This window comes from Pseudomonas sp. 3JA, from assembly GCF_036961705.1.
Lineage (GTDB): Bacteria > Pseudomonadota > Gammaproteobacteria > Pseudomonadales > Pseudomonadaceae > Aquipseudomonas > Aquipseudomonas fluorescens_Q.
This window is the reverse complement of record NZ_JBAMDJ010000021.1, coordinates 28,128-50,971: the sequence shown is the minus strand read 5'-3', so window position 1 is coordinate 50,971 and position 22,844 is coordinate 28,128. Positions and strand designations below refer to the sequence as shown.

General features: G+C 61.1%; 24 protein-coding genes. 15 read left to right on the top strand and 9 right to left on the bottom strand.

Annotated features, from left to right (window positions below):
* The first annotated feature begins 141 nt into the window (after window positions 1-141).
* The 4 genes from V7773_RS17405 to V7773_RS17390 all read left to right on the top strand — a co-directional run bounded on the left by V7773_RS17405 (window position 142) and on the right by V7773_RS17390 (window position 3,958).
* Window positions 142-606 (top strand): PA2169 family four-helix-bundle protein, encoded by a 465-nt coding sequence (locus V7773_RS17405; RefSeq protein ID WP_063322630.1) that lies wholly within the window; start codon window positions 142-144, stop codon window positions 604-606.
* 285 nt (window positions 607-891) lie between these two features.
* Window positions 892-2,892, top strand: a complete 2,001-nt coding sequence (locus V7773_RS17400; protein WP_336074256.1) for an FUSC family protein — start codon at window positions 892-894, stop codon at window positions 2,890-2,892.
* A complete protein-coding gene (locus V7773_RS17395; RefSeq protein ID WP_336074255.1) occupies window positions 2,879-3,085 on the top strand; it encodes a DUF1656 domain-containing protein in 207 nt (68 codons plus the stop codon). The genes V7773_RS17400 and V7773_RS17395 overlap by 14 nt, the downstream gene beginning before the upstream one ends.
* A gap of 9 nt (window positions 3,086-3,094) precedes the next feature.
* Window positions 3,095-3,958: an HlyD family secretion protein gene (locus V7773_RS17390; protein WP_336074254.1), complete on the top strand. Its 864-nt coding sequence runs from the start codon at window positions 3,095-3,097 to the stop codon at window positions 3,956-3,958.
* A 160-nt stretch (window positions 3,959-4,118) separates the two neighbouring features.
* Here the strand turns inward: V7773_RS17390 and V7773_RS17385 are convergent, their stop codons facing one another.
* Window positions 4,119-4,589, bottom strand: a complete 471-nt coding sequence (locus V7773_RS17385) for a MaoC family dehydratase (protein WP_014336929.1) — start codon at window positions 4,587-4,589, stop codon at window positions 4,119-4,121.
* Window positions 4,590-4,633: 44 nt separating this feature from the next.
* Complete coding sequence (locus V7773_RS17380; RefSeq protein ID WP_336074252.1) at window positions 4,634-5,578, bottom strand: alpha/beta hydrolase; 945 nt, start codon at window positions 5,576-5,578, stop codon at window positions 4,634-4,636.
* A 224-nt stretch (window positions 5,579-5,802) separates the two neighbouring features.
* Between V7773_RS17380 and fadD2 the strand changes: the two genes are divergently transcribed.
* Together fadD2 and fadD1 are read left to right on the top strand one after the other, a co-directional pair.
* Complete coding sequence (gene fadD2 / locus V7773_RS17375; RefSeq protein WP_336074251.1) at window positions 5,803-7,491, top strand: long-chain-fatty-acid--CoA ligase FadD2; 1,689 nt, start codon at window positions 5,803-5,805, stop codon at window positions 7,489-7,491.
* Between the two features lie 309 nt (window positions 7,492-7,800).
* The gene (gene fadD1 / locus V7773_RS17370; RefSeq protein WP_092346778.1) at window positions 7,801-9,492 is read left to right on the top strand and encodes a long-chain-fatty-acid--CoA ligase FadD1; all 1,692 of its coding nucleotides are present in this window, start codon (window positions 7,801-7,803) and stop codon (window positions 9,490-9,492) included.
* 206 nt (window positions 9,493-9,698) lie between these two features.
* Here the strand turns inward: fadD1 and V7773_RS17365 are convergent, their stop codons facing one another.
* Window positions 9,699-10,076, bottom strand: a complete 378-nt coding sequence (locus tag V7773_RS17365; protein WP_336074249.1) for a hypothetical protein — start codon at window positions 10,074-10,076, stop codon at window positions 9,699-9,701.
* Window positions 10,077-10,323: 247 nt separating this feature from the next.
* Between V7773_RS17365 and V7773_RS17360 the strand changes: the two genes are divergently transcribed.
* Together V7773_RS17360 and def are read left to right on the top strand one after the other, a co-directional pair.
* Window positions 10,324-11,274, top strand: coding sequence for a YihY/virulence factor BrkB family protein (locus V7773_RS17360; protein ID WP_057448927.1), 951 nt, complete (start codon window positions 10,324-10,326; stop codon window positions 11,272-11,274).
* Window positions 11,271-11,810, top strand: a complete 540-nt coding sequence (def, locus tag V7773_RS17355; RefSeq protein WP_336074248.1) for a peptide deformylase — start codon at window positions 11,271-11,273, stop codon at window positions 11,808-11,810. The genes V7773_RS17360 and def overlap by 4 nt, the downstream gene beginning before the upstream one ends.
* 33 nt (window positions 11,811-11,843) lie before the next feature.
* On the opposite strand, the gene V7773_RS17350 is transcribed toward def, so the two are convergent.
* The 3 genes from V7773_RS17350 to V7773_RS17340 all read right to left on the bottom strand — a co-directional run bounded on the left by V7773_RS17350 (window position 11,844) and on the right by V7773_RS17340 (window position 14,292).
* The gene (locus V7773_RS17350) at window positions 11,844-12,266 is read right to left on the bottom strand and encodes a GNAT family N-acetyltransferase (protein ID WP_336074247.1); all 423 of its coding nucleotides are present in this window, start codon (window positions 12,264-12,266) and stop codon (window positions 11,844-11,846) included.
* 291 nt (window positions 12,267-12,557) lie between these two features.
* Entirely contained in the window at window positions 12,558-13,112 is a 555-nt protein-coding gene (locus tag V7773_RS17345; RefSeq protein WP_063322621.1) for a hypothetical protein, read from the bottom strand.
* A 148-nt stretch (window positions 13,113-13,260) separates the two neighbouring features.
* Complete coding sequence (locus V7773_RS17340) at window positions 13,261-14,292, bottom strand: LacI family DNA-binding transcriptional regulator (RefSeq protein WP_063322620.1); 1,032 nt, start codon at window positions 14,290-14,292, stop codon at window positions 13,261-13,263.
* A 216-nt stretch (window positions 14,293-14,508) separates the two neighbouring features.
* Here V7773_RS17340 and V7773_RS17335 point away from each other — a divergent pair, with 216 nt between their 5' ends.
* Entirely contained in the window at window positions 14,509-15,042 is a 534-nt protein-coding gene (locus tag V7773_RS17335; protein ID WP_072342091.1) for a gluconokinase, read from the top strand.
* Between the two features lie 92 nt (window positions 15,043-15,134).
* Window positions 15,135-16,487: a GntP family permease gene (locus tag V7773_RS17330; RefSeq protein WP_063322618.1), complete on the top strand. Its 1,353-nt coding sequence runs from the start codon at window positions 15,135-15,137 to the stop codon at window positions 16,485-16,487.
* 156 nt (window positions 16,488-16,643) lie between these two features.
* Here V7773_RS17330 and alaC read toward each other — a convergent pair whose 3' ends face one another.
* Window positions 16,644-17,861: an alanine transaminase gene (gene alaC / locus V7773_RS17325; RefSeq protein ID WP_063322617.1), complete on the bottom strand. Its 1,218-nt coding sequence runs from the start codon at window positions 17,859-17,861 to the stop codon at window positions 16,644-16,646.
* A 208-nt stretch (window positions 17,862-18,069) separates the two neighbouring features.
* Here alaC and V7773_RS17320 point away from each other — a divergent pair, with 208 nt between their 5' ends.
* Entirely contained in the window at window positions 18,070-18,732 is a 663-nt protein-coding gene (locus tag V7773_RS17320) for a LysE family translocator (protein WP_063322616.1), read from the top strand.
* A gap of 80 nt (window positions 18,733-18,812) precedes the next feature.
* On the top strand, window positions 18,813-19,301 hold the full coding sequence (locus V7773_RS17315) for a GyrI-like domain-containing protein (RefSeq protein WP_336074245.1): 489 nt from the start codon (window positions 18,813-18,815) through the stop codon (window positions 19,299-19,301).
* 11 nt (window positions 19,302-19,312) lie between these two features.
* Here V7773_RS17315 and V7773_RS17310 read toward each other — a convergent pair whose 3' ends face one another.
* Window positions 19,313-19,918 carry a pyridoxamine 5'-phosphate oxidase family protein gene (locus V7773_RS17310; RefSeq protein ID WP_336074244.1) on the bottom strand — a complete coding sequence of 202 codons (606 nt, stop codon included), beginning with the start codon at window positions 19,916-19,918 and terminating at the stop codon, window positions 19,313-19,315.
* Window positions 19,919-19,953: 35 nt separating this feature from the next.
* On the bottom strand, window positions 19,954-20,439 hold the full coding sequence (locus V7773_RS17305; protein ID WP_092223131.1) for a GNAT family N-acetyltransferase: 486 nt from the start codon (window positions 20,437-20,439) through the stop codon (window positions 19,954-19,956).
* Window positions 20,440-20,579: 140 nt separating this feature from the next.
* On the opposite strand from V7773_RS17305, the gene V7773_RS17300 reads away from it, so the two are divergent.
* From V7773_RS17300 to V7773_RS17290, 3 genes are all read left to right on the top strand, one after another.
* Window positions 20,580-21,014, top strand: coding sequence for a YybH family protein (locus V7773_RS17300; protein ID WP_072342082.1), 435 nt, complete (start codon window positions 20,580-20,582; stop codon window positions 21,012-21,014).
* A gap of 67 nt (window positions 21,015-21,081) precedes the next feature.
* The gene (locus V7773_RS17295) at window positions 21,082-21,426 is read left to right on the top strand and encodes a YciI family protein (protein WP_063322612.1); all 345 of its coding nucleotides are present in this window, start codon (window positions 21,082-21,084) and stop codon (window positions 21,424-21,426) included.
* A gap of 161 nt (window positions 21,427-21,587) precedes the next feature.
* Window positions 21,588-22,823 carry an RNA polymerase sigma factor gene (locus V7773_RS17290; RefSeq protein ID WP_336074242.1) on the top strand — a complete coding sequence of 412 codons (1,236 nt, stop codon included), beginning with the start codon at window positions 21,588-21,590 and terminating at the stop codon, window positions 22,821-22,823.
* Window positions 22,824-22,844 lie beyond the last annotated feature (21 nt).

Below are 22,844 nucleotides of genomic sequence, written 5' to 3'. Positions count from 1 at the left end.
TCATGCAAATAACGCGGATACAGTTTTCTTGTTTTTTGTTAACTGACTGATTTTAAAGAAAATTAACGAGGTTCTTTGACTGGCATGGCCGATGCAACATCCCTTGCAGGTTTTTTATTCACCAAGCAAAGGAACTGAAAAATGACTGACATCAACAAAGAATCCATCTCCGTCTTGAACGACCTGATCGAGACCAGCAAAGATGGCCAGGAAGGCTTCAAGACCTGCGCTGAAGACATCAAGCATCCAGAACTCAAGGATCTGTTCGTCAAGCGTGCCGCCGATTGCGCCACTGCGGCAGCCGAGCTGCAAGCGGCCGTACGTTCCTTGGGCGGCGATCCGGAAACCTCCACCAGCGTTGCCGGTGACCTGCACCGTCGCTGGGTCGACGTGAAATCCATGTTCACTGGCAAGGATGAAGAAGCGGTGCTCAACGAAGCCGAGCGTGGCGAAGACCATGCGCTCAAGGCTTACAAGGAGGCGCTGGAAAAAATCACCAAGCACAACCTGGTCGGTATTCGTGACCTGGTCGAGCGTCAGTACCATGGCGTTCAACGCAACCATGACCAGGTCAAGGCCCTGCGTAACCAGGCGCGCGCCAGCTAAACACGGGCCCTGACCTGAAAAAACGCCAGCTTGCCTGGCGTTTTTTTATGGCAAGGATTTTATCCCGTGGCGAGGGAGCTTGCTCCCGCTGGACTGCGGAGCAGGCCCAAAAAGAGGGTCGCTTCGCAACCCAGCGGGAGCAAGCTCCCTCGCCACAAAAGCGCTTAGGTTTATGTCTTGGCAAACAGCTCTGGACTCGCATAGTTAGCTAGCTAATAATTGGCGCCTGCCAACCACCCCGTATTGCATCTATCGTTACTGCGTCCCCCCAGAAGAGCCTCTTACGTGCCCATTACTTTCCAGGCCTTGTTTGCCCCCGACCGTCTCGCTTTGCAGTTCGCTATCAAGACGGTGCTGGGCGCTGGGCTGGCGTTGTGGCTGGCGCTGCGCTGGGGGCTGGAGCAGCCGTCATGGGCGCTGATGACCGCGATCATCGTCGCCCAGCCACTGTCCGGGATGGTGGTGCAGAAGGGGTTGGCACGATTGGTCGGCACGCTGGTAGGCACCGTCATGTCGGTGGTGTTCATGGGCCTGTTTGCCCAGGCGCCCTGGTTGTTCCTGCTGGCCTTGGCGCTCTGGCTGGGCTTGTGCACAGCCTGTTCGACGTTGCTGCGCAGTGCCTGGTCGTATTCGTTCGTGCTGGCCGGTTACACGGTGGCGATCATTGCCTTGCCGGCCATTTCCCATCCGCTGGGTGTGTTCGACCAGGCGGTGGCGCGTTGCACCGAGATCAGCCTGGGCATTGTCTGCGCCACGGCGGCCAGTGCCTTGCTCTGGCCGTTGCGGGTCGAGCGGCAACTGGCCGGTCAGGCCCTTGCCGCCTGGCAGAGCGGCATGCAGGCCGCCCGTGCGACCCTGGCTGGCGATGTCCAGGCGCGAAAAGGGTTGCTGGAAATTCTGGGCAGGATCGTCGCGGTGGATGCCCAGCGCGAACATGCCTGGTTCGAAGGCAGCCGTGGCCGACAGCGAGCCCGGGCCATCAGCGGCTTGAGCCAGAAATTGCTGATGCTGCTGCGCCTTTCGCGCTCGGTGCGACGGCAGTGGAAACAGCTCGACCCCGAGGAGGCCGAGGCTCTCCAGCCATGGATGAACGAGGTACAGCAGGCCCTCGACGCCGACAGTGCGACCCTGCAAGCCTTGCGCCCCCGGGTATGGGATGCGTCTCACGATTCGCAGATCAGCTCGGCGCAAAGTTACTGTCTGGCGCGGTTCGCCTTGTTGCTCGATACCGCCCTGGCCGCCTGCGCAGCCCTGACGGCGGTGCAGGAGGGCCGGGAGGCGGCGGATCCACCGCGAACCCTGGCGCCTCATCGTGATCTGTCCCTGGCCATGGTCTTTGGTGCTCGCAGCGCGCTGGCGTTCCTGGCGGTGGCCTGTTTCTGGCTGGCGACAGCCTGGCCCGCCGCTTCGGGCGCGTTGGTGCTGACGTGCGTGGTGTGCAGCCTGTTTGCCAGTCGCGAAAACGGCGCGCAGATCGGCATGAGTTTTCTCCGGGGCATTTTGTTGGCCGTGCCGACGGCGTTCGTGATCGGTGAGCTCCTACTCCCGCAATGGAGCAGTTTCGCGATGCTCTGCATGGCCATGGGCGTGCCGTTGTTTTTCGGCGCGCTGGGTATGGCCAAGCCGCAGATATTCGCCACGGCGACGTCGTTCTGCCTGCATTTCGTGGTGCTGATTTCACCGCTCAATGCCATGAAGTACGACGTCGCGGCGTTCTTCAACAACGCCCAGGCCATGATGATTGGCGTGGGCGCTGCGGTGCTGGCCTTCAATCTGCTGATTTTGCGCAACCCGGCCTGGCACAGCCGCCGCCTGCTGGCCGCGACCCTCCACGATCTGGTGCGCCTGACCCATCGCAGCCTGCGTGGCGCCGAGAGCTGGTTCGGCGGGCGCATGGCCGACCGGCTGCTGCAACTGGCGCGGCATTACCCTGAATTGCCGGTGCAGGCGCGCAGCCGCTGGGATGATGGTTTGCTTGGCCTGGACATTGGCGATGAACTGTTGCATTTGCGCCTGAGCCTGGCCGTCGCCCAAGTGCCTGATACCCGGGCTCAGCGTCGTTATTTCGAAGCGCTGGAGCAGGTGCTCGAACACGGCCCGACCGGTGACCAGGCCGATGCGCTGGCCCCAGCGAGCGCCGAGTTCCTGAAGGTGTTGTCGACCCAGCCGCCCGGTGATGCATTGAAGCTGGCCCAGGGCGCGGTGGTGCAATTGCAAAACAGCTGGCGCGCCTGGTGCCACCAGCACGAACCTGAACGACGGGAGCACAGCCATGGGCTTGCGTGAGTGGTCGATTGGCGGGGTGTTGCTCAGCCCATTCCTGATTTATGTGGTGCTGGCGTTGCTGGTGACCGGTGCGTTGCGCCTGTTGTTCAGCCTGGTGCCGGCCGGGCGCTGGATCTGGCATGAAGCCTTGTTCGACTGCGCCCTGTATGTCTGTGTCCTGACCGTTATTACCGTGGTCCTCGGGCCGCTATAGGAGTTGAACATGCGTACATCCGTACGTGTCGCCGTCACGCTGTGCATGGTGGCCGTGGCGATCTTCGCCGGGTTTCACTTGTGGCAGTACTACATGCTCACACCCTGGACCCGCGATGCGCGGATCCGCGCCGACGTGGTGGTGATTGCACCCGACGTGTCGGGTTGGGTGCGCGAGCTCAAGGCGGTGGATAACCAGCAGGTCAAGGCCGGCGATGTGTTGCTGAGTATCGACCGTGAGCGTTTCGAGGCGGCCCTGGAGAAGGCTCGGGCGGTGGTGCAGACGCGTCAGCAGCAACTGAGCTTGCGCGAGCACGAAGCCAGCCGCCGCGCCGCCCTTGGGCCTCAAGCCATCAGCGCCGAGCTGCGGGAAAACGCCCAGATCAACGCCGGCATCGCCCGAGGCGAACTGCGCGAAGCCCAGGCCGAGGCCAAGGTCGCCGAACTGAACCTGGCGCGCAGCCAGGTCCTGGCCCCACGCAACGGCCACATCACCAACCTGCGCCTGGCCGAAGGCAACTACGTGAATGCCGGGCAGCCGGTGATGGCGCTGATCGACGACTCGACGTTCTATGTGCAGGCCTATTTCGAAGAAACCAAGCTGCCGAGGATCCGCGTAGGCGATCCGGTCAAGATCTGGCTGATGAGCGCCGGCCATGCGCTGGAGGGCCATGTCGAGAGCATCAGCCGTGGCATTACCGACCGCAACACCAATCCCGATGCGCAGTTGCTGGCGGAGGTTGAGCCGACCTTCAACTGGGTGCGCCTGGCCCAGCGGATACCGGTGCGGATCAAGTTGGACAAGGTGCCGGAGGGGGTGAACCTGAGCGCTGGGATGACGGCGAGCGTGCAGGTGCGTGAAGACCGTCAGTAATTGCCGCGCCGCGTTCCCTGTGGCGAGGGAGCTTGCTCCCGCTGGGGGCGAAGCCCCCCAAAAAAGCCACCGCATTTGAACTGCTCAAACGCGGTCGCTTTTTTTACGACGGCTTCGCCGCCGAGCGGGAGCAAGCTCCCTCGCCACATGTGAGTTTGAATCAACCGACAGTAATCGCCGGCAACGTCGGCAAGGTCACGGTCTGCTGCTTGCGCGGTGCGAGGATTTCGGCCTCGCCGTCCACCACCAGCTCGTCGCGCTGGTTGAACACGCGTGTGGCGATGCGCACACGGAATTTCGGCAGTTTTTCCAGGATCTCCAGGCGCACGGTCAGGGTGTCGCCGATTTTCACCGGTTTCTGGAAGCTCATCTGCTGGCCGATGTAGATAGTGCCCGGCCCAGGCAACTCGCAGGCTACCGCCGCGCTGATCAGCGCACCGCTGAACATGCCATGGGCGATGCGCTCCTTGAACATGCTCGCGGCGGCGAACTCGGCGTCCAGGTGCACCGGGTTGTGATCGCCCGACATCGCGGCGAACAGCTGGATGTCACGCTCTTCGACAGTCTTGCTGTAGCTGGCGGTCTGGCCGATTTCGAGGGCTTCGTAAGGGGTGTTGGTAACCTGGGTCATCTGTTTCAAATCCTGTGAAGGAGTAAAGGAAAAATGCTGCAAGCCTACTCGCTGCGTGGCGGCCGCTTGTGGCTCAGGGCCTGGGCAATCCAGGCCAGCACGTCGGCGGTCACTTCATCGCGGTTGGTTTCATTGAACAGTTCGTGTCGGGCCTGCGGATAAATCGTCAATTGCAGGTGCCGGATGCCGGCGTCACGCAAGGCGTCGGCCAGATCCTTCAGACGCTTGCCTTCGCTCACCGGATCACATTCGCCACCGATCACCAGCAGGGGCAGGCCCGGATCGATCTGGGCGAGATTGGACGCTTTGCTGATTTGCTGCAACCCGCCGAGCAGGTCGACCCACAGTTGATTGGTGCAGCGAAAGCCACACAGCGGGTCGTGGACGTACTTGTCGACTTCGACCGGGTCACGGCTGAGCCAGTCGAAGGGGGTGCGCGTGGGTTTGAATTTCTTGTTGAAACTGCCGAACGACAGCCACTCGATCAACGCGCTGCGCCCCGTGGCACCCTGGCGCCAGCGTTCGAAGCGGGCGATCAGGCGAGCGCTGCGGTAGAGCGTCACCGGCTGAAAGTTCGAGCCGCTGAGAATCGCCCCGTGCAGGCTGGCGCTGTGATGCAATAGGTAACCCTGGGCGATGTAGCTGCCCATGCTGTGGCCCAGCAGCAGGATGGGGGTATCGGGATATTGCTGGACGATGTGGTGGTTGAGGCTGGCCAGGTCGCCCACGACCTTGGTCCAGCCGTCCTCGTCGGCAAAATGGCCGAGAAGCGCTTCCTCGCCGCTCTTGCCATGGCCGCGCAGGTCCACAGCGCAGACACCATAGCCTTCGTCGCACAGTGCCTGGGCCAGACGGGCGTAGCGGCCGCTGTGTTCGGCCATGCCGTGAGCCAGCATGATCAGCGCCAAAGGGGCGGTTTCGGGCAGCCACTGGTTGACGAACAGGCGGCTATGGTCGGTCGCGGTCAGCCAGAACGTTTGGTGGATCATGGCGATTCCTTTGCACAAAGTCAGACGCAGCGTCGCTGCATTGTATAGCGCATCCGCTGCGTCTCGCCTGATCAGGCTATGCCATGGCAAGAAGATTCACACAATCTATGACGCAGGTTGCCATATTTGCCTGATTGGCCATAGCTGCTAGTGTCCCAGGAGCTCCGCCTCTGCAAGCGATACAGATGCGGCCCGGACATGCTCAGGTAAAGAGGACAAAAACAATGCAGCCTGATTTCTGGAATGACAAACGCCCGGCCGGGGTGCCCCTGGATGTCGACCTTGGGGCCTACAAGTCGGTGATCGAGGTGTTCGAACGTTCCTGTAAGAAGTTTGCCGACCGTCCGGCGTTCAGCAACATGGGGGTGACCCTCACCTATGCCGAGCTGGAGCGCTACAGCGCGGCTTTCGCCGGCTACCTGCAAGCCCATACCGACCTGGCGCCAGGTGATCGAATCGCGGTGCAGATGCCCAACATCCTGCAATACCCGATCGCCGTGTTCGGTGCCTTGCGCGCCGGGCTGATCGTGGTCAACACCAACCCTTTGTACACCGCGCGGGAAATGCGTCATCAGTTCAAGGACTCCGGTGCCCGGGCGCTGGTGTACCTGAACATGTTCGGGCAGAAAGTCCAGGAGGTGTTGCCCGATACGGACCTGCAGTACCTGATCGAAGCGAAGATGGGCGACCTGATGCCCACCGCCAAGGGCTGGCTGGTCAACACGATGGTGAGCAAGGTCAAGAAAATGGTCCCGGCCTATTCGCTGCCCCAGGCCATTTCCTTCAAGAGCGCCTTGCGCCTGGGGCGCGGCCAGGGCATCAAGCCGCTGAAAGTCAGCCTCGACGATATTGCGGTGTTGCAATACACCGGCGGCACCACAGGGTTGGCGAAGGGCGCGATGCTGACCCACGGCAACCTGGTGGCCAACATGCAACAGGCCCGGGCCTGCCTGGGGCAGCTCGGCGATGACGGCCATCCGCTGTTGCGCGAGGGCCAGGAGGTCATGATCGCACCGCTGCCGCTTTACCATATCTATGCGTTCACGGCGAACTGCATGTGCATGATGGTGACCGGCAACCACAACGTGCTGATCACCAATCCGCGGGACATCGGTGGTTTCATCAAGGAACTGAAGAACTGGCGTTTCTCGCTGCTGCTGGGGCTCAACACGTTGTTCGTGGCCTTGATGGACCATCCGGATTTCAAGGCCCTGGATTTTTCCAACCTCAAGGTCACCAACTCAGGTGGCACGGCGCTGATCAAGGCCACCGCCGAGCGTTGGGAGCAGATCACCGGGTGCGGTATCACCGAAGGTTATGGCCTGACCGAAACCTCACCGGTGGCCAGTGCCAATCCTTACGGCGGCAAGTCCCGGCTGGGCACGGTGGGGATGCCGGTGCCGGGCACGCTGATGAAAGTGATCAACGACGATGGCGTCGAGCAGCCCCTGGGCGAGCGCGGCGAGCTGTGCATCAAGGGCCCGCAGATCATGAAAGGCTACTGGAACAAGCCTGAGGCCACGGCCGAAGTGCTGGACCACGAGGGCTGGTTCAGGTCCGGCGATATTGCGGTGATCGACCCGGACGGTTTCGTGCGCATCGTCGACCGCAAGAAGGACATGATCATTGTCTCGGGCTTCAATGTGTACCCCAACGAGATCGAAGACGTGGTGATGGCCCATCCCAAGGTGGCCAACTGTGCGGTGATCGGCGTGCCGGACGAACGCTCGGGGGAGGCGGTGAAGCTGTTCGTGGTGGCGCGCGAAACCGGCGTCAGCCTTGAAGAACTCAAGGCCTACTGCAAGGAGAACTTCACCGGCTACAAGATACCCAAGCACATCGTGTTGCGGGACTCATTGCCGATGACCCCGGTGGGCAAGATCCTGCGGCGGGAGCTGCGGGATATCGCCTGAGGTCAGAGAGGTCCAGTAGAACCCCCTGTGGGAGCGAGCTTGCTCGCTCCCACAGTTTTTTGGGTATCCAGGGCGATTCAGATGAGGTTTGGTATTTTTACTCTAAAAATGACTATTAGGCGTTCATGAGTCATGTTTGTGACTGTGGGGGCTGCTTTTGGCTCTAGTCGGCCCCCGGCAAAGCTGCTACTCTCGGCGCGCTTTTGTGACTTCTCGGCCTTGATTCAAGCCAGATTCACCAATAAACACACACCAATAATAATCGCATCAAATGCGGTGAGAATTCGCGTTGCTGAGGAGTGGGCTTCCATGATTGAAGACTTTTGGAAGGATAAGTACCCAGCTGGGATTGCTGCCGACATCAATCCAGACGAGTATCCGAATATTCAGGCGGTGTTGAAGCAGTCCTGCCAACGCTTTGCCAACAAGCCGGCATTCAGCAACCTCGGCAAGACAATCACCTACGGTGAACTCTACGAGTTGTCCGGTGCCTTTGCCGCGTACCTGCAACAGCATACCGATTTACAGCCCGGCGATCGAATCGCCGTGCAGTTGCCCAACGTTCTCCAGTACCCGGTGGCCGTGTTTGGTGCGATCCGCGCCGGGCTGATCGTGGTCAACACCAACCCGCTGTACACCGCGCGGGAAATGGAACACCAGTTCAATGACTCCGGGGCCAAGGCGCTGGTGTGCCTGGCGAACATGGCGCACCTGGCCGAGGCCGTGGTGCCCAAGACGAGCGTCAAGCACGTCATCGTCACCGAAGTCGCCGACCTGCTGCCGCCGCTCAAGCGCCTGTTGATCAACAGCGTGATCAAGTACGTCAAGAAGATGGTCCCGGCCTATCACTTGCCCAAGGCCGTCAAGTTCAACGACGTGCTGAGCAAAGGCCACGGCCAGCCGGTGAACGAAGCCAACCCCACCAGCGACGATGTAGCAGTGCTGCAATACACCGGCGGCACCACTGGCGTGGCCAAGGGCGCGATGCTCACCCACCGCAACCTGGTGGCGAACATGTTGCAGTGCAAGGCGCTGATGGGCTCCAACCTCAATGAAGGTTGCGAGATCCTGATCACGCCGCTGCCGCTGTACCACATCTATGCTTTCACCTTTCATTGCATGGCAATGATGCTGATCGGCAACCACAACATCCTGATCAGCAACCCGCGTGACCTGCCGGCGATGGTCAAGGAGCTGTCGAAGTGGAAGTTCAGCGGTTTCGTCGGGCTCAATACGCTGTTCGTGGCCCTGTGCAACAACGAAGCCTTCCGCAAGCTGGATTTCTCGGCCCTGAAAGTCACCCTGTCTGGCGGCATGGCCCTGCAACTGGCAGCAGCCGAGCGCTGGAAAGCGGTGACCGGCTGCCCGATCTGCGAAGGTTATGGCATGACCGAAACCAGCCCGGTGGCCACCGTCAACCCGATCCAGAACATCCAGATCGGCACCATCGGCATTCCGGTGCCGTCGACGCTGTGCAAGGTGATCAATGACGCGGGCGTCGAACAGCCATTGGGCGAAATCGGCGAATTGTGTGTGAAAGGTCCGCAGGTCATGAAGGGCTACTGGCAGCGCCAGGACGCCACCGACGAGATCCTCGACAGCGAAGGCTGGCTCAAGACCGGTGACATCGCGGTGATCCAGCCGGACGGCTACATGCGTATCGTCGATCGCAAGAAAGACATGATCCTGATCTCCGGTTTCAACGTGTACCCCAACGAGCTGGAAGACGTGCTGGCAACCCTGCCGGGCGTGCTGCAGTGCGCGGCCATCGGCATACCGGACGAGAAGTCCGGCGAGGCGATCAAGATCTTCATCGTCGCACGACCGGGTGTCACGTTGACCAAGGAGCAGGTGATGGAACACATGCGTGCCAACGTCACCGGCTACAAGGTGCCCAAGGCCGTGGAGTTCCGTGATGCCTTGCCGACCACCAACGTGGGCAAGATCCTGCGGCGCGAGTTGCGGGATGAAGAGCTCAGGAAGCTGGGGCTGAAAAAGTAAAAGCTTGTAGACGAAAGCCCCGCAGAAGCGGGGCTTTTTGTTGGGCGATGACCTGAAGCGATACCGCCTTTGTGGCGAGGGAGCTTGCTCCCGCTGGACGCGCAGCGGCCCCTTGTGGGGTGTCAGTTGGATCGAAGGGGGCTGCTGCGCAGCCCAGCGGGAGCAAGCTCCCTCGCCACAGGTGAGCGGGTGCTTCTCGGGTCCGGTTACAACCGGAACTGCGCAAAATCCAGGTTAGTACCACCTGGTCGCATGTCCTGCAGGTAGGAATCCTTGTCGGCGCTCAGCTCCAGGCTCAGGGCCGCCTTGCGCTTGCCCTGGTTGCGCACTTCCAAGCCTTCCATTTTCTCGCGCAGGAACACGGTCGGCACCTTCAGGTGCAGCAGCTCATCGGTGGCCGGCGTGTGCAGCAGCAGGTGAATCCATTCGTATTGACCGATGGCCAGGCGCGCCACCGGGATATCGAACCAGAAGATGTTGCGGTTGCGGTTCAATTCGCTGAAGTGGCAGTTGTTGACGCCCAGTACGGCGCCGCCCAGTACCTGGTTCCTGCGGGCGATGGCCTGCTTTTTATCGAGTTTCATAACGTTCCTACGGGGTTGGAGCTTCAGGCCGCAGCCTGAATACGTGGGGCATTCTCGGTGGTTGCCGGGCAAACATAAAGCCCCGCCTGTAGGAACAATGAAACTTGGTTTGGCAATCGCCGGTCAATTCAGCGTCGGGCATGAAAGACGAAATTGATCCAACGTCGCCAAACAGGCTACTTTGTTGTGATAACGGCCCCCTGAGTCGCCAAGCGACCCCCTTTTTTTGCGGCGAAAGGAGACGCACATGATGTTCCCGGCCTTGAAAGGCTTACCCTTGCATCGTGTGATGATGCGCACCGTGACCGAGTTTCTCGACGACGAGATGTCGACCTACGCCTCGGCATTGGCCTACCAGATGCTGTTTTCGCTGTTTCCTTTCATTCTCTTTTTGATCGCGTTGATCGGCTTCCTGCACCTGCCGGACTTCTTTTCCTGGCTGCGCCTGCAATCGGAGCTGGTGCTGCCACCCCAGGCCCTGGAGCAGGTCAATCCGGTGATCGACCAGCTCCAGCAATCCAAGGGTGGATTGTTGTCGGTGGGTATCGTCATTGCGTTGTGGACTGCCTCGGCAGGCGTGCGGCTGATGATGAGCGCGATGAACGCCGCCTACGATGTGGTGGAGGGCCGCCCGGCCTGGAAGCGTTTTCCGCTGTCGATCTTCTACACCGTCGGTATCGCCGGCATGTTGCTGGCCGCTGCGGCGTTGATGGTACTCGGGCCACAGGTAATGGGCTGGATTGCGGCCCAGGTCGGCTTGGAGGAGTTCATCGTCACGCTCTGGACGATCGTGCGCTGGCCGGTGATCGTGATCTTGCTGATGGTGGCCGTGGCGCTGATCTATTACGTGATGCCCGACGTCAAGCAGGAGTTTCGCTTCATCACGCCGGGGTCGGTGCTGGCAGTGGTGGTATGGATCATTGCCTCCCTGGGCTTTGCGTTTTACGTCAAGACCTTTGCCAACTACAACGCCATGTATGGCAGCATCGGTGCGATCATCGTGTTGTTGCTGTATTTCTATATTTCTTCGGCAGTGCTGCTGCTCGGTGCGGAGATGAATGCGGTGATCGAGCACATGTCCACCGAGGGCAAGAACCCGGGGGAAAAGAGCGCCGGCGAGCACGAAAAACAGCATGTGTCGGGCCTGGGCCGCGACCATTCCATCCCTCATCCCCACCCTGACGAAGCCCGACCATGATCCGTGACATCCTGAAAATGGGCGACGAACGCCTGCTGCGCATCGCCCCGCCGGTGCCCACCGAAATGTTCGACAGCCCAGAATTGTGGCAACTGATCGATGACATGTTCCAGACCATGGAAAGCGTCGGCGGCGTCGGCCTGGCGGCGCCACAGATCGGCGTGGACCTGCAACTGGTGATCTTCGGCTTCGAGCACAGCGAGCGTTACCCCGACGCCGAGGCGGTGCCCCAGACCATCCTGATCAACCCGCTGATCACCCCACTGGGCCCGCAGATGGAAGAGGGGTTCGAAGGTTGCCTGTCAGTGCCGGGCCTGCGCGGGGCGGTCGAGCGCTACCGGGACATCCGCTACGAAGGCTTCGATCCCAAGGGCGAGCCGATCGTGCGTTACGCGTCGGGCTTTCATGCGCGGGTGGTGCAGCATGAATGTGATCACCTGATCGGGCGCTTGTACCCGTCGCGTATCAGTGATTTCAGCAAGTTCGGGTTTACCGAGGTGATGTTCCCGGACCTGGACCCCACGGCCGACGATTGATACCCCACCGAACCCTGTGGGGAGCGAGCTGTGTCAGGAAGGGCGCGAAGGCTCCCACCCCATCGCAATCATCGGCTTGCTACGCGCATATCGGCTCAGGCGCTCAGCCATCGCATAGGGCAGTTCGGGGTCGAAGCTGAAACCATGTCGCTCATAAAAACCGCGCAAGTCCGGGTGGCAGAACAGCCACACCGGTTCATTCACGCCGTTCACCGCTTCGGCGATCAACCGTGCGGCGATGCCCTGTACGCGGTACGCCGGGTCGACGAACAACCCCGTCAACCAATGTCCGCCCGACACCGGTCGCAGGCACAGGGCGGCGACGATCTCATCCCGCCGCGCCACCCAAAGCTGCGCGTCACGCACCGCTTTCATCGAGGATTGGTGGGCGCGATAAAACTTGTTCATCAGCGGCCAAAGCGATTCTTCGAGCGCTGCGTAATGGATTTCGGACATGACAGGGTCGTGGGCGATAAGGGGAGGGCGATTATAAAAGAACGCAGGGGCGGCGATAGGTGTATACCTGACTTCACATCCCGTATGAGTGGAGTACGTATCATGGCCAAAGGCATGGATTCAAAAAAAGCGGCAAAGAAAAAACCGGCGAAGACTGCCGATGAAAAGCGCGCCGACAAAAAAACCAAGAAGGTGAACCTGTTCGGACATTGAGCCGACACTGCCTCGGTTGGCCTCAGGTTTGAGCTGGGGCGCTAACCCCAGCTCAAACGCTCCGCCATGTGCCGAGGCTCAAAGCGAGGCGAGAAACATGTCAGTGGCCGAGGCTTTGTCGTCGGTGCGGTTCTGCTGGGCCTTTTCCACTTGTGCCATCGCCGACTTGTCCTGCATGCGCTGGGCAATCTCCTGGCTGACCGCCATCTGCTTCTCGGGCGGCATCGCCTCGAACTCTTCCTCAGTAATGCCCATTTCTTCGAGAATACTGTCGCGCAAGCGCTCTTCGGGCGTCTTGCTCATGTAGTCCTTGAATTCTGCCGTCGCAGAACCTCCAAGCGTTGTGGTTTCTTCGGACGCGGGTGAAGCAACAGTCTGCAATTGCACGCGGGTCTTGGCGAATGCCTCGTCGACGTTGTCGCTGATGGCGGTGCTCGCATTGACCTGTTGCGTGGCTCGTTTGGTGAAGGAGTCCTGGACTTGGGCAGCGCCCTGGCTGGCCTGGACCTGGACGTTATCGCGCAAGGCCTGCAACGCGGCACTTTGCAGGCCGCTGGCGGCTTCGGCGGTGGGATCTTCGCCCGGGCGTTTGAGCGGCAAGACCATCGCTTGCTGTTTTGCACTGATCAACATGATGAACACCTGTGGGTAATGGCTGAGCGATGGGCAGGAGCAATTCCCATGCCGCCCTCGCAAGGTCCGTATTCCAAGGGGTGTGGACGAGCGGGGCGGCCAACCCTTGCCGTCGGACGGCATGGATCGACCGCTTGAACGTGGCGCCTCAGGTGCTTTCGCGAACCTTGAGTTCGAAACCCAGGTCCACCACCGGCTGCGCGATGCGGTTGCCGGCCATCAGCGTCAGCATTTGCTCGGCGGCGCGGCGGCCGATGGCTTCCCGTGGGGTGCTGATGCTGCTCAGGCGCGGCACCATGTGGGCCGAGGCAGGCAGGTCGTTGAAACCGAGGATCGACACCTGCTCGGGAATCTTGATGCCGCAGCGCAATGCTTCGAGCAGGGCGCCGTGGGCCAGGTCGTCGTTGCCGAAGAAGATTGCGTCGACGTCCGGATGACTGGCCAGCAATTGCAGGAACAGCTCGCCGCCCAGGCCTACCGATGACGGACGCGGGGTCAGCAGTTCCAGGTCCGGGTCATAGCGGCCGGCTTTCTGCAGGGCGCGGCGAAAACCTTCGCCACGCAGCAGGGTGCGTTGATCCAGTTGCGCGCCGATGTAGGCCAGGCGCTTGCGACCTTTGGAAATCAGGTGCTCAGCCGCTGTTTCGCCGGCCTTGAGCTGGGAAAAACCGACGCAGTTGAGCCCCGCGCCGGGGTCCAGTTCCATCATGTACACGCAGGGAATGTTGCTGGCCTCGATCATGCGTCGGGCACTTTCGGTGCGGTCGAAACCGGTCAGCAGCAAACCACGCGGCTGATAGGCCATGTAGTTGCGCAGCAGGTCTTCTTCTTCGTCCCGGGAGTAGTGATAGTTGCCGATCACCACTTCGAAACCCTTGGGGCGCAGCACCCGATGAATGGCTTCCAGGGTGTCGATGAACAACAGGTTGGACAACGACGGCACCAGCACCACCACCGAATGGCTCTGGGCCGAAGCCAGGGCGCGGGCGGCGGGGTTGACGACGTAGTTGAGCTCCGAGGCGGCCTGGCGGACTTTTTCCACCAGATCGACGGCTACGGTGCTGACGCCGCGAAGGGCACGGGAGGCGGTGATGGGGCTGACACCGGCCAGGCGTGCGACTTCGTTGAGCGTAGGGCGACCGGTGGTGCGAGTATTCTTATCGTTTTTAGGGGCGGTCATCAGGGCGGCTTGCCAAACAAAAATCAAGGTACTAAGGTAGCGCTGTCTCGACGCGGCTGCAATTGCGTAAGTGGGGTTTGCCTGATCCCCCGTGTGCTGGTGTCGTGAACGAACATGCTGCAACCACAAAAATGACAAGAAGGCGTCGGCAACTTCTGCTTTTGCTGCGGTGTCATAACTGGCAAAGGTAGCGCTGTCTGCGCGCTGAGGTGTTACATGAATAATCCCATCACCGCCCTGGTCATCATGGGCGTTGCCGGTTGCGGCAAAACTTGCGTCAGCCAGGCGCTATGCGAGTTGAGTGGCGCCACTGCCATTGAAGGCGACACTTTCCATCCTGCGGCCAACATCCAGAAGATGAGCGCCGGTATTCCCTTGAACGACGACGACCGTGCCGGCTGGCTCGACAGCCTGTGTGATGAGTTGCGCCGTGTCGACGCCAAGGGCGAGCGCCCGGTGCTGACCTGCTCGGCCCTCAAGCACAGTTATCGCGAGCGTCTGCGCAGTGCCTTGCCAGGCCTTGGCTTCGTGTTCCTTGAATTGACCCCTGAAGTGGCCGCCGACCGGGTTTCCCATCGTCCCGGCCATTTCATGCCGTCGACGTTGATCGACAGCCAGTTTGCCACCCTGCAATCCCCTGTCGGCGAGCCCCTGACCCTGGCTCTGGATGCGTCCAGCCACAGCGTTGAAGAGTTGGCGCATCAGGCTTACGTCTGGTGGTTGGACCATGGTTTGAAGCTTGCTGGCTGAGTTTCAAAAAGTTTGCGTCAGAAAGATAGCGCTACCCCGACGGCTAACCAATAACTGCTTCAATAACAACAACAAATCAGGAGACACCTCCCATGTTCGGCATGTCCCACGAGACGTTCCTGCTGCTCGATGCAGTGGTCACGGTGATCGGACTCATCATCCTCATCACCAAGTTCAAATTCCACCCGTTCATCGCACTGACCATCGCCGCCGCGTTCCTCGGCCTGACGTCGGGCATGCCGACCGGCACCATCATCAAGGCGTTCCAGGACGGCTTCGGTGGCGTACTGGGCTTTGTCGGCATCATCCTGGCGCTGGGCACGATGCTCGGCAAAATGATGGCCGAGTCGGGCGGGGCCGACCAGATCGCCCAGACCCTGATCCGCGCCTTCGGCAAGGACAAGGTGCAGTGGGCGATGATGTTCGCCGCGTTCCTGGTAGGCATTCCGCTGTTCTTCGAAATCGGCTTCGTGCTGCTGATCCCGCTGGTGTTCATCGTTGCACGTCGCACGGGCGTGTCGATCATCAAGATCGGTATCCCGCTGCTGGCCGGTCTTTCCGCGGTCCACGGCCTGGTGCCGCCGCACCCGGGGCCGTTGCTGGCGATTGGCATATTTGGCGCCGACATCGGCAAGACCATTCTCTATGGCCTGATCGTCGCACTGCCGACGGCCATCATTGCCGGCCCGATCTTCGGTACGTTCATTGCCAAGCACATTCCCGGCCATCCAAACCAGGAGCTGGTGGATCAACTGGCCCGTAAGACGGACTCCGCAGATCTGCCAAGCTTCAGTATCACCCTGATCACCGTGCTGTCGCCGGTATTCCTGATGCTGCTCAAGACCTTCGCTGACGTGGCGCTGCCCGATGGCAACCTCTTCCGCGCCTGGATGGACATGATCGGCCACCCGATCTCGGCGTTGCTGCTGGCGTTGCTGCTGTCGCTGTACACCTTCGGCTACAAGCAGGGCATCGGTTCCAGCCAGATGCTCAAATGGCTGGACGCCAGCCTGGCGCCGACCGCCGCGATTATCCTGATCATCGGTGCGGGCGGTGGCTTCAAGCAGATGCTGGTGACCAGTGGTGTGGGTGACGTGATCGGCCACATGGCGGTGAGTGCGCAGATCTCGCCGATCCTGCTGGCGTGGCTGGTGGCTGCGGTGATCCGCATTGCCACAGGCTCGGCGACAGTGGCGACCATTACCGGTGCCGGGATCGTGGTGCCGGTGGTGGGGATGATGCCGGGTGTGAACCGTGAGCTGCTGGTGCTGGCGACCGGTGCCGGTTCGTTGATCCTGTCCCACGTCAACGACGCGGGTTTCTGGTTGGTCAAGCAGTACTTCAACATGACCGTGGCCGAGACCTTCAAGACCTGGACCGCGATGGAAACCATCCTGTCGGTGGTGGGATTGATCTTTATCCTGCTGCTGTCGCTGGTGGTCTAACCGCAACACACCATATGTGGCGAGGGAGCTTGCTCCCGCTCGACTGCGAAGCAGTCGCAACGGCTACCGCGATTCATTGGAATGCAGCGGTGGCCGCATTGGGGCCGCTTCGCGGCCCAGCGGGAGCAAGCTCCCTCGCCGCAATGGGTTCTTGTCTCAGCCGTTGGTTTTGTGAACCAAGCCATCGGCCCTGAACATCCCACGGATCCCACGCACCGCCTGGCGAATCCGGTCCTGGTTTTCGATCAGCGCGAAGCGCACGTGATCATCCCCATATTCCCCGAACCCCACCCCCGGCGAGACGCAGACCTTGGCTTCGGCCAACAGCTTCTTGGCAAATTCCAGTGAGCCCAGGTGGGCATAGGCTTCGGGAATCTTGGCCCAGACGTACATCGACGCCTTGGGGTTTTCCACCATCCAGCCCAGTTCATGCAGCCCCTTGACCAGTACGTTGCGGCGCTGGCGGTACTGCTCGGCGATGTCGCGCACGCATTGCTGGTCGCCTTCAAGGGCGGCGATGGCGGCCACTTGCAGCGGCGTGAAGGTGCCGTAGTCGTGGTAGCTCTTGATCCGCGCGAGGGCGTTGACCAGTTCCGGGTTGCCCACCATGAAACCGATGCGCCAGCCAGCCATGTTGTAGCTCTTGGACAGCGTGAAGAACTCCACCGCGATGTCTTTCGCGCCGGGCACCTGCATGATCGACGGGGCTTTCCAGCCGTCGTAGACGATGTCGGCGTAGGCCAGGTCGTGGATCACCAGGACGTCGTATTGTTTGGCCAGGGCGATGACCCGTTCGAAGAAATCCAGCTCCACGCACTGGGCGGTGGGGTTGGAGGGGAAGCCGAGGATCATCATCTTCGGCTTGGGAATCGAGCCGCGGATGGCCCGCTCCAGTTCAGCGAAGAAATCCACCCCTGGCACCAGCGGTACCGAACGGACTTGGGCGCCGGCGATCACCGCGCCGTAAATGTGGATCGGATAGCTGGGATTGGGCACCAGCACCGTGTCGCCCTGGTCCAGGGTGGCCAGCATCAGGTGGGCGAGGCCTTCCTTGGAGCCGATGGTGACAATGGCTTCGGTTTCCGGGTCGATGTCCACCTCATAGCGATCCTTGTACCAGCGCGAAATGGCGCGGCGCAGGCGCGGGATGCCTTTGGAGGTGGAATAGCCGTGGGTGTCTTCCCGCTGGGCGACGGTGACCAGTTTTTCCACGATGTGCGGGGGTGTGGCGCCGTCGGGGTTACCCATGCTCAAGTCGATGATGTCTTCGCCGCGCCGACGCGCAGCCATCTTCAGCTCGGCAGTGATATTGAATACGTAAGGGGGGAGTCGATCGATGCGCGCAAAGCGGCGCGGCGAACCTTGTTCGGCCATTGTTGCCTCGAGATACGTGAGCGCCCGGAACCGTCCGAGCGACGTTGGCCACTGCGGTGGCCTGCGGCGCAAGATAATCGGGCGGATGTCGGATTGTCCAGTAGCCGCGCGCAACTATTTTCGACGACACTGTCGACCTTGCCACGCAGCCATCAACGCCGGCTGCGGGCCGTTGAATTCGCTGTAGCCCAATCGAACGGAATGAATAATGGAATTTTCCAGCGGTTTCCTGCTGAGTCTCTCCCTGTGCCTGGACATAGGCGTGGCCAATATCGCAATGATCACCCTGGCGATGCAGCGCGGTTACTTCCAGGGTTTCGCCTTGGGCCTGGGCACCTGCGTGGGCGACCTGATCTACGCCGTCCTGGCCTTGGCGGGCATGACAGTCCTGCTGCAATACGAGGCGGTGCGTTGGGTGCTGTGGCTCGGTGGCTCGGTGCTGTTGCTGTATTTCGCGGCGAAGATGATCCATTCGGCGATTTATCACAGCGCCGTGCTCGCCGAGGCCGGGGAGGTGCAGGGCAGTTCCTCGCGCCAGGAGTTCTTTCGCGGGATTTTCCTGGCCATGTCGTCGCCCAGTGCCATCCTCTGGTTCGCTGCGGTGGGCGGTACACTTATCGCGCGTTCGGGTGGTGGCACCTTGCTCAGCTCGGCGCTGTTCCTCAGTGGTTTTCTCTGCGCCGGATTGTTGTGGTGCGCGGCCCTGTGCCTGGCGGCAACCCAGGGTGGCAAATTGTTGGGGGATAAACTGCTGCGTTACTCCTATTGGGCATCCGCCGCGATCTTCTGCTATTTCGCGGTGTACGTGATCGTTTCTGGCTACAACGAGTTTGTAGGAAAAGCTGTCGCCAACGCCTTGCCTGGAATCTGACAGGCGAAACGGCCCTGGCAATCACGGTTTGGCTTCTATACTGCCAAACCCGACTTCACGTTTTGCTGGAGTGTTGCCGCATGGAAAAGCACAAACGCGATTACATAGCCCAACCACGCTTTGAACAGGGACGTTTTCAGCTTATCGCCGGCTTTGGTGCTCGGTTTACCCAGGACACTGCCCAGGACATTCCTTTGCTCTGGGAAAAGTTCCTGCCCTGGCTCGGCAAGGTGCCAGGGCAGAAAGATGAAGTGACCTACGGCGTGTGTTGCAACCCGGACGGGAAGGGTGGGTTCGAATACATCGCTGGCGTGGAAATCAGCCGGCTCGACGATCTGCCGGAGCAATACCGCTGGATCGAAATCCAGCCTGGGTATTACGCCGTCTTCGAACACAAGGGGCCGTTGAAACAACTACCGGACACGTTCCAATACATCTGGAACGAGTGGCTGCCACATTCCGGTCATACAGCGGCCGAGCTGCCGGAGTTCGAGCGCTACAGCGAGGACTTCAACCCCAGGACCGGCGAAGGCACCCTGGAGATCTGGATCCCGCTCAAGCCAAGCTGATCGTCGCCGCTTCAGTACAGGCTGGCCTGCACCCGCGCAGGTGCTTCACGGTCATAAGTTTCGGCATCGAACTGCCCACCATTCAAGCGCTTGTGGATCGCCCCGGCGCTGGGCAGGGCCGAGCGCTCGAGATGGCGAGCCGGATTCCACAGGTCTGAGCGCACGATGGCTTTGGAACAATGGAAAAACGCCGCTTCGACCGTCACCAGCAGCACCGTGCGAGCCGGCTTGCCGTTGACTGCAAAGCGTTCCAGCAGTGCGGGGTCGGCGCTGATCCGGGCCGTACCGTTGACCCGCAAGGTCTCGCCAATCCCGGGAATGAGGAACAGCAGCGATACCCGTGGATCGTGCAGCACGTTGCGCAGGGTGTCGATGCGGTTGTTGCCGGGGCGATCCGGCAAGGCCAGGGTGTGCTCGTCGAGGACCTGTACGAAACCCGGCGCATCGCCCCGGGGCGAGCTATCGAGGCCGTCGGGCCCTGCCGAACCGATGACCACCAGGGGCGAGGCCCGGACCATCGCCTGGTAATCCTCGTTCAGGAAGGGGATCTGTTTGCGTACGGCCCGTTCGTGGGGCAGGCCATAAAGGGCTTCCAGCTGTTCAATCGAGGTCAACATCATCCATTCATCCTAAGTCTATGGGGCGAGGTCCATCAGAACGCCAACCCCATCCGGCGCTCGTAACCGATGCGGCCCTTGTAGGCCTCGCCACTGTCGACCCAGCCCAGCCGGGAATACAGGCCGATGGCCGAGTCGTTATCGGCGTCAACCGACAGTTCCAGCCCGCGGATTTCCGGCCAGGCTGCTCGCGCCACGGCGGGTAGCGCCTGTAGGCAGGCCTTGCCATAACCTTTGCCCTGGGCCCGGTGATCGACTTGCAGGGCATGCAGGGTGGCGCTGTGTTCATTGGCCCAGGCGGGCAGTACCGGTGGGCGCTTGAGCAGCAGGAAGGCCACTGGCACCTCTTCAGCCAATAGCGCAAACCCTTTGACTCCGGGGCCTGGCTTGGACAGCAGCGTGTGCAGGGCGCCGTGGATATCGCCAGCGAACTTGATCTGTTCGGGGTGGATTTCGATGGCACCGACCTGTTCGCGTTGCAGCGGGGTCAGGTCTTCGTAGGGTACAAGCTGAGCGGTCACAAGAACGTCCGTTGTTTGCCAGCAGAATAGAACCTGGATTCTAGCGAATTTTTTCTTTGAATCATTTTTGTTGGGTTGTCGATTTGCTGTTTGTCCAAACGACAAAGGGTGTCTTCAACAAAAAACTGCGGAGAATCACCATGAATACCCAAGCCACTGAAACCGAAATCCAGGTCCTGATCGACACCTATCGCCAAGCGGTCATGGCCAAGGACGTTGAAAAGGTCATGGCACTCTATGACGAAGACATCGTCTCGTTCGATGCCATCCAGGCCTTGCAATTCAAGGGCAAGACCGCTTACCGGGCCCATTGGCAAGCCTGCATGGAAATGTGCCCCGGCCCGCACAAGTTCGACTTCCATCAGGTCAAGATTACCCCGGCAGAGAACATCGCCTTCGCTCACTGGCTGGCCTATTGTGGCGGCACCAATGACAAGGGCGAGGAACAGGCCTGCTGGATGCGTGTGACGGCCTGCTACCGGCGTGTAGCCGGGCAATGGCGGATCGTCCATGAACATTGGTCCGCGCCGTTCGACCCGATGGCCGGTACGACGCTGTTCGACCTACAACCCTGATCGTCGGTTTTTTTGCCGAGCCACATTCTACCGTCCATAGTTGATCAGTCCGATCGTGGAGCCTTCCATGAAGTACCTATGCCTGGTGTATAGCAACGAACACACGCTGCACAACTCGCCCGACAGCCCGGAGGACGCCGAGTGCATGGCCTATGCCGAATCGATCCAGGGCAGTGGGCGGATGCTGGCCGCCGAGGCCCTGGAGTCGGTGCAGACCGCCACCACGGTGCGCATGCGCGGCGGCAAGCTGTCGATCATCGACGGCCCGTTCGCCGAAACCAAGGAGCAACTGGCCGGCTTCTACCTGATCGATGCCAAGGACCTCAACGAAGCCATCCAGGTCGCCGGCAATATCCCGGCGGCCCGGGTCGGCTGCGTCGAAGTGCGACCGGTACGCCAACTGAACCCCTGAACAATAAATACAAACAGGACTTCATTCATGAACCTTGCAGCTGCCCCCTACGCGTTATTCATCAGCCGAACGATCGACGCCCCGCGTCAGAAGAATTTCCGCCCCCGGAGCGAGCCAGCCTTGTTGGTCCAAGGGTGGGGCCCCCAAGGCATGCCCGACTGATGTCGGTCGAAGCGGTCCAGGCGCGGGTCGAGCAGGTTTATCGGCAAGACTCGCGGAGAATCCTGGCGACGTTGATTCGCCTGCTGGGGGACTTCGACCTCGCCGAAGAAGCCTTGCACGAGGCCTTCTTCATTGCGGTCGAGCGCTGGCAGCGCGACGGGGTGCCGGACAACCCGCGGGCCTGGCTGGTGTCTGCCGGGCGTTTCAAAGCCATCGACAGTTTGCGCCGGCGCGCGCGTTTCGCCGCGTCCCGGCCGATGTTGATCGCCCAGCTCGAAGAGCTGGAGCAGGGCCAGTGGAGTGACGAAGACGTGGAAGATGATCGCCTGCGGCTGATTTTTACCTGTTGCCACCCGGCCCTGGCGGCGGATGCCCAAGTGCCCCTGACGTTGCGGGAAGTCTGCGACCTGACCACCGAGCAAATCGCCCGGGCATTCCTCGCCGCCCCGGCGGCCATTGCCCAGCGTATCGTGCGGGCCAAGGCGAAAATCCGCGATGCCAGGATCCCCTACCAAGTGCCATCCCGCGCGGAACTGCCGGAACGGCTGGACAGTGTGCTGCGGGTGATCTACCTGGTGTTCAACGAGGGTTATTCGGCCTCGATGGGTGCCGAGCTGACCCGCGAAGACCTGACGCGCGAAGCCATCCGCCTCGGGCGCCTGCTGATGGAGTTGCTGCCCGACGCGGAGGTCATGGGGTTGCTGGCATTGATGCTGCTGCACGAATCCCGGCGCCCGGCACGGACGTCATCGACCGGTGAACTGATCCTGCTGGATGAACAGGCACGATCCTTGTGGGATGCCGAGCTGATCGCCGAGGGCTGTGCATTGGTGGAGGCTGCGCTGAAGACCCGGCGGTTCGGGCCGTACTGCCTGCAGGCGGCGATTGCGGCGGTGCATGCCGAAGCACCGACGGCAGAGCAGACCGACTGGCCGCAGATCGTCGGGCTTTATGATGAGCTGCTGCGCGCCGTGCCGTCGCCGGTGATCGAACTCAACCGCGCCGCTGCCCTGGCCAAGCGCGACGGACCGGAAGTCGGCTTGCGCCTGGTCGAGGCGATCCTGGAGCGTGGGGAATTACTCGACTATCACCTGGCCTATTCGGCGCAGGCGGAATTCTGTCGTCAATTGGGACGATTGGACGAGGCGAGGGCGGCGTACCGCCGAGCGCTCGAACTGACGCAGCAACTGCCGGAACGGCGGTTTATCGAGGGGCGACTTGCGGGGTTGCAGTGACAGGGTCCCGCCGAACGCAGA

Bases quoted from the DNA above. Each gene is read 5' to 3' on its own strand.
- V7773_RS17320 (WP_063322616.1), top strand. From the start codon at position 18,070: ATGGAATTTTCCAGCGGTTTCCTGCTGAGTCTCTCCCTGTGCCTGGAC.
- fadD2 (WP_336074251.1), top strand. From the start codon at position 5,803: ATGCAGCCTGATTTCTGGAATGACAAACGCCCGGCCGGGGTGCCCCTG.
- V7773_RS17350 (WP_336074247.1), bottom strand. From the start codon at position 12,266: ATGTCCGAAATCCATTACGCAGCGCTCGAAGAATCGCTTTGGCCGCTG.
- V7773_RS17295 (WP_063322612.1), top strand. From the start codon at position 21,082: ATGAAGTACCTATGCCTGGTGTATAGCAACGAACACACGCTGCACAAC.
- V7773_RS17300 (WP_072342082.1), top strand. From the start codon at position 20,580: ATGAATACCCAAGCCACTGAAACCGAAATCCAGGTCCTGATCGACACC.
- V7773_RS17345 (WP_063322621.1), bottom strand. From the start codon at position 13,112: ATGTTGATCAGTGCAAAACAGCAAGCGATGGTCTTGCCGCTCAAACGC.
- alaC (WP_063322617.1), bottom strand. From the start codon at position 17,861: ATGGCCGAACAAGGTTCGCCGCGCCGCTTTGCGCGCATCGATCGACTC.
- V7773_RS17360 (WP_057448927.1), top strand. From the start codon at position 10,324: ATGATGTTCCCGGCCTTGAAAGGCTTACCCTTGCATCGTGTGATGATG.
- V7773_RS17310 (WP_336074244.1), bottom strand. From the start codon at position 19,918: ATGTTGACCTCGATTGAACAGCTGGAAGCCCTTTATGGCCTGCCCCAC.
- V7773_RS17365 (WP_336074249.1), bottom strand. From the start codon at position 10,076: ATGAAACTCGATAAAAAGCAGGCCATCGCCCGCAGGAACCAGGTACTG.
- V7773_RS17405 (WP_063322630.1), top strand. From the start codon at position 142: ATGACTGACATCAACAAAGAATCCATCTCCGTCTTGAACGACCTGATC.
- V7773_RS17395 (WP_336074255.1), top strand. From the start codon at position 2,879: ATGGGCTTGCGTGAGTGGTCGATTGGCGGGGTGTTGCTCAGCCCATTC.
- V7773_RS17380 (WP_336074252.1), bottom strand. From the start codon at position 5,578: ATGATCCACCAAACGTTCTGGCTGACCGCGACCGACCATAGCCGCCTG.
- V7773_RS17385 (WP_014336929.1), bottom strand. From the start codon at position 4,589: ATGACCCAGGTTACCAACACCCCTTACGAAGCCCTCGAAATCGGCCAG.
- V7773_RS17390 (WP_336074254.1), top strand. From the start codon at position 3,095: ATGCGTACATCCGTACGTGTCGCCGTCACGCTGTGCATGGTGGCCGTG.
- V7773_RS17335 (WP_072342091.1), top strand. From the start codon at position 14,509: ATGAATAATCCCATCACCGCCCTGGTCATCATGGGCGTTGCCGGTTGC.
- V7773_RS17290 (WP_336074242.1), top strand. From the start codon at position 21,588: ATGTCGGTCGAAGCGGTCCAGGCGCGGGTCGAGCAGGTTTATCGGCAA.
- def (WP_336074248.1), top strand. From the start codon at position 11,271: ATGATCCGTGACATCCTGAAAATGGGCGACGAACGCCTGCTGCGCATC.
- V7773_RS17330 (WP_063322618.1), top strand. From the start codon at position 15,135: ATGTTCGGCATGTCCCACGAGACGTTCCTGCTGCTCGATGCAGTGGTC.
- V7773_RS17315 (WP_336074245.1), top strand. From the start codon at position 18,813: ATGGAAAAGCACAAACGCGATTACATAGCCCAACCACGCTTTGAACAG.
- fadD1 (WP_092346778.1), top strand. From the start codon at position 7,801: ATGATTGAAGACTTTTGGAAGGATAAGTACCCAGCTGGGATTGCTGCC.
- V7773_RS17340 (WP_063322620.1), bottom strand. From the start codon at position 14,292: ATGACCGCCCCTAAAAACGATAAGAATACTCGCACCACCGGTCGCCCT.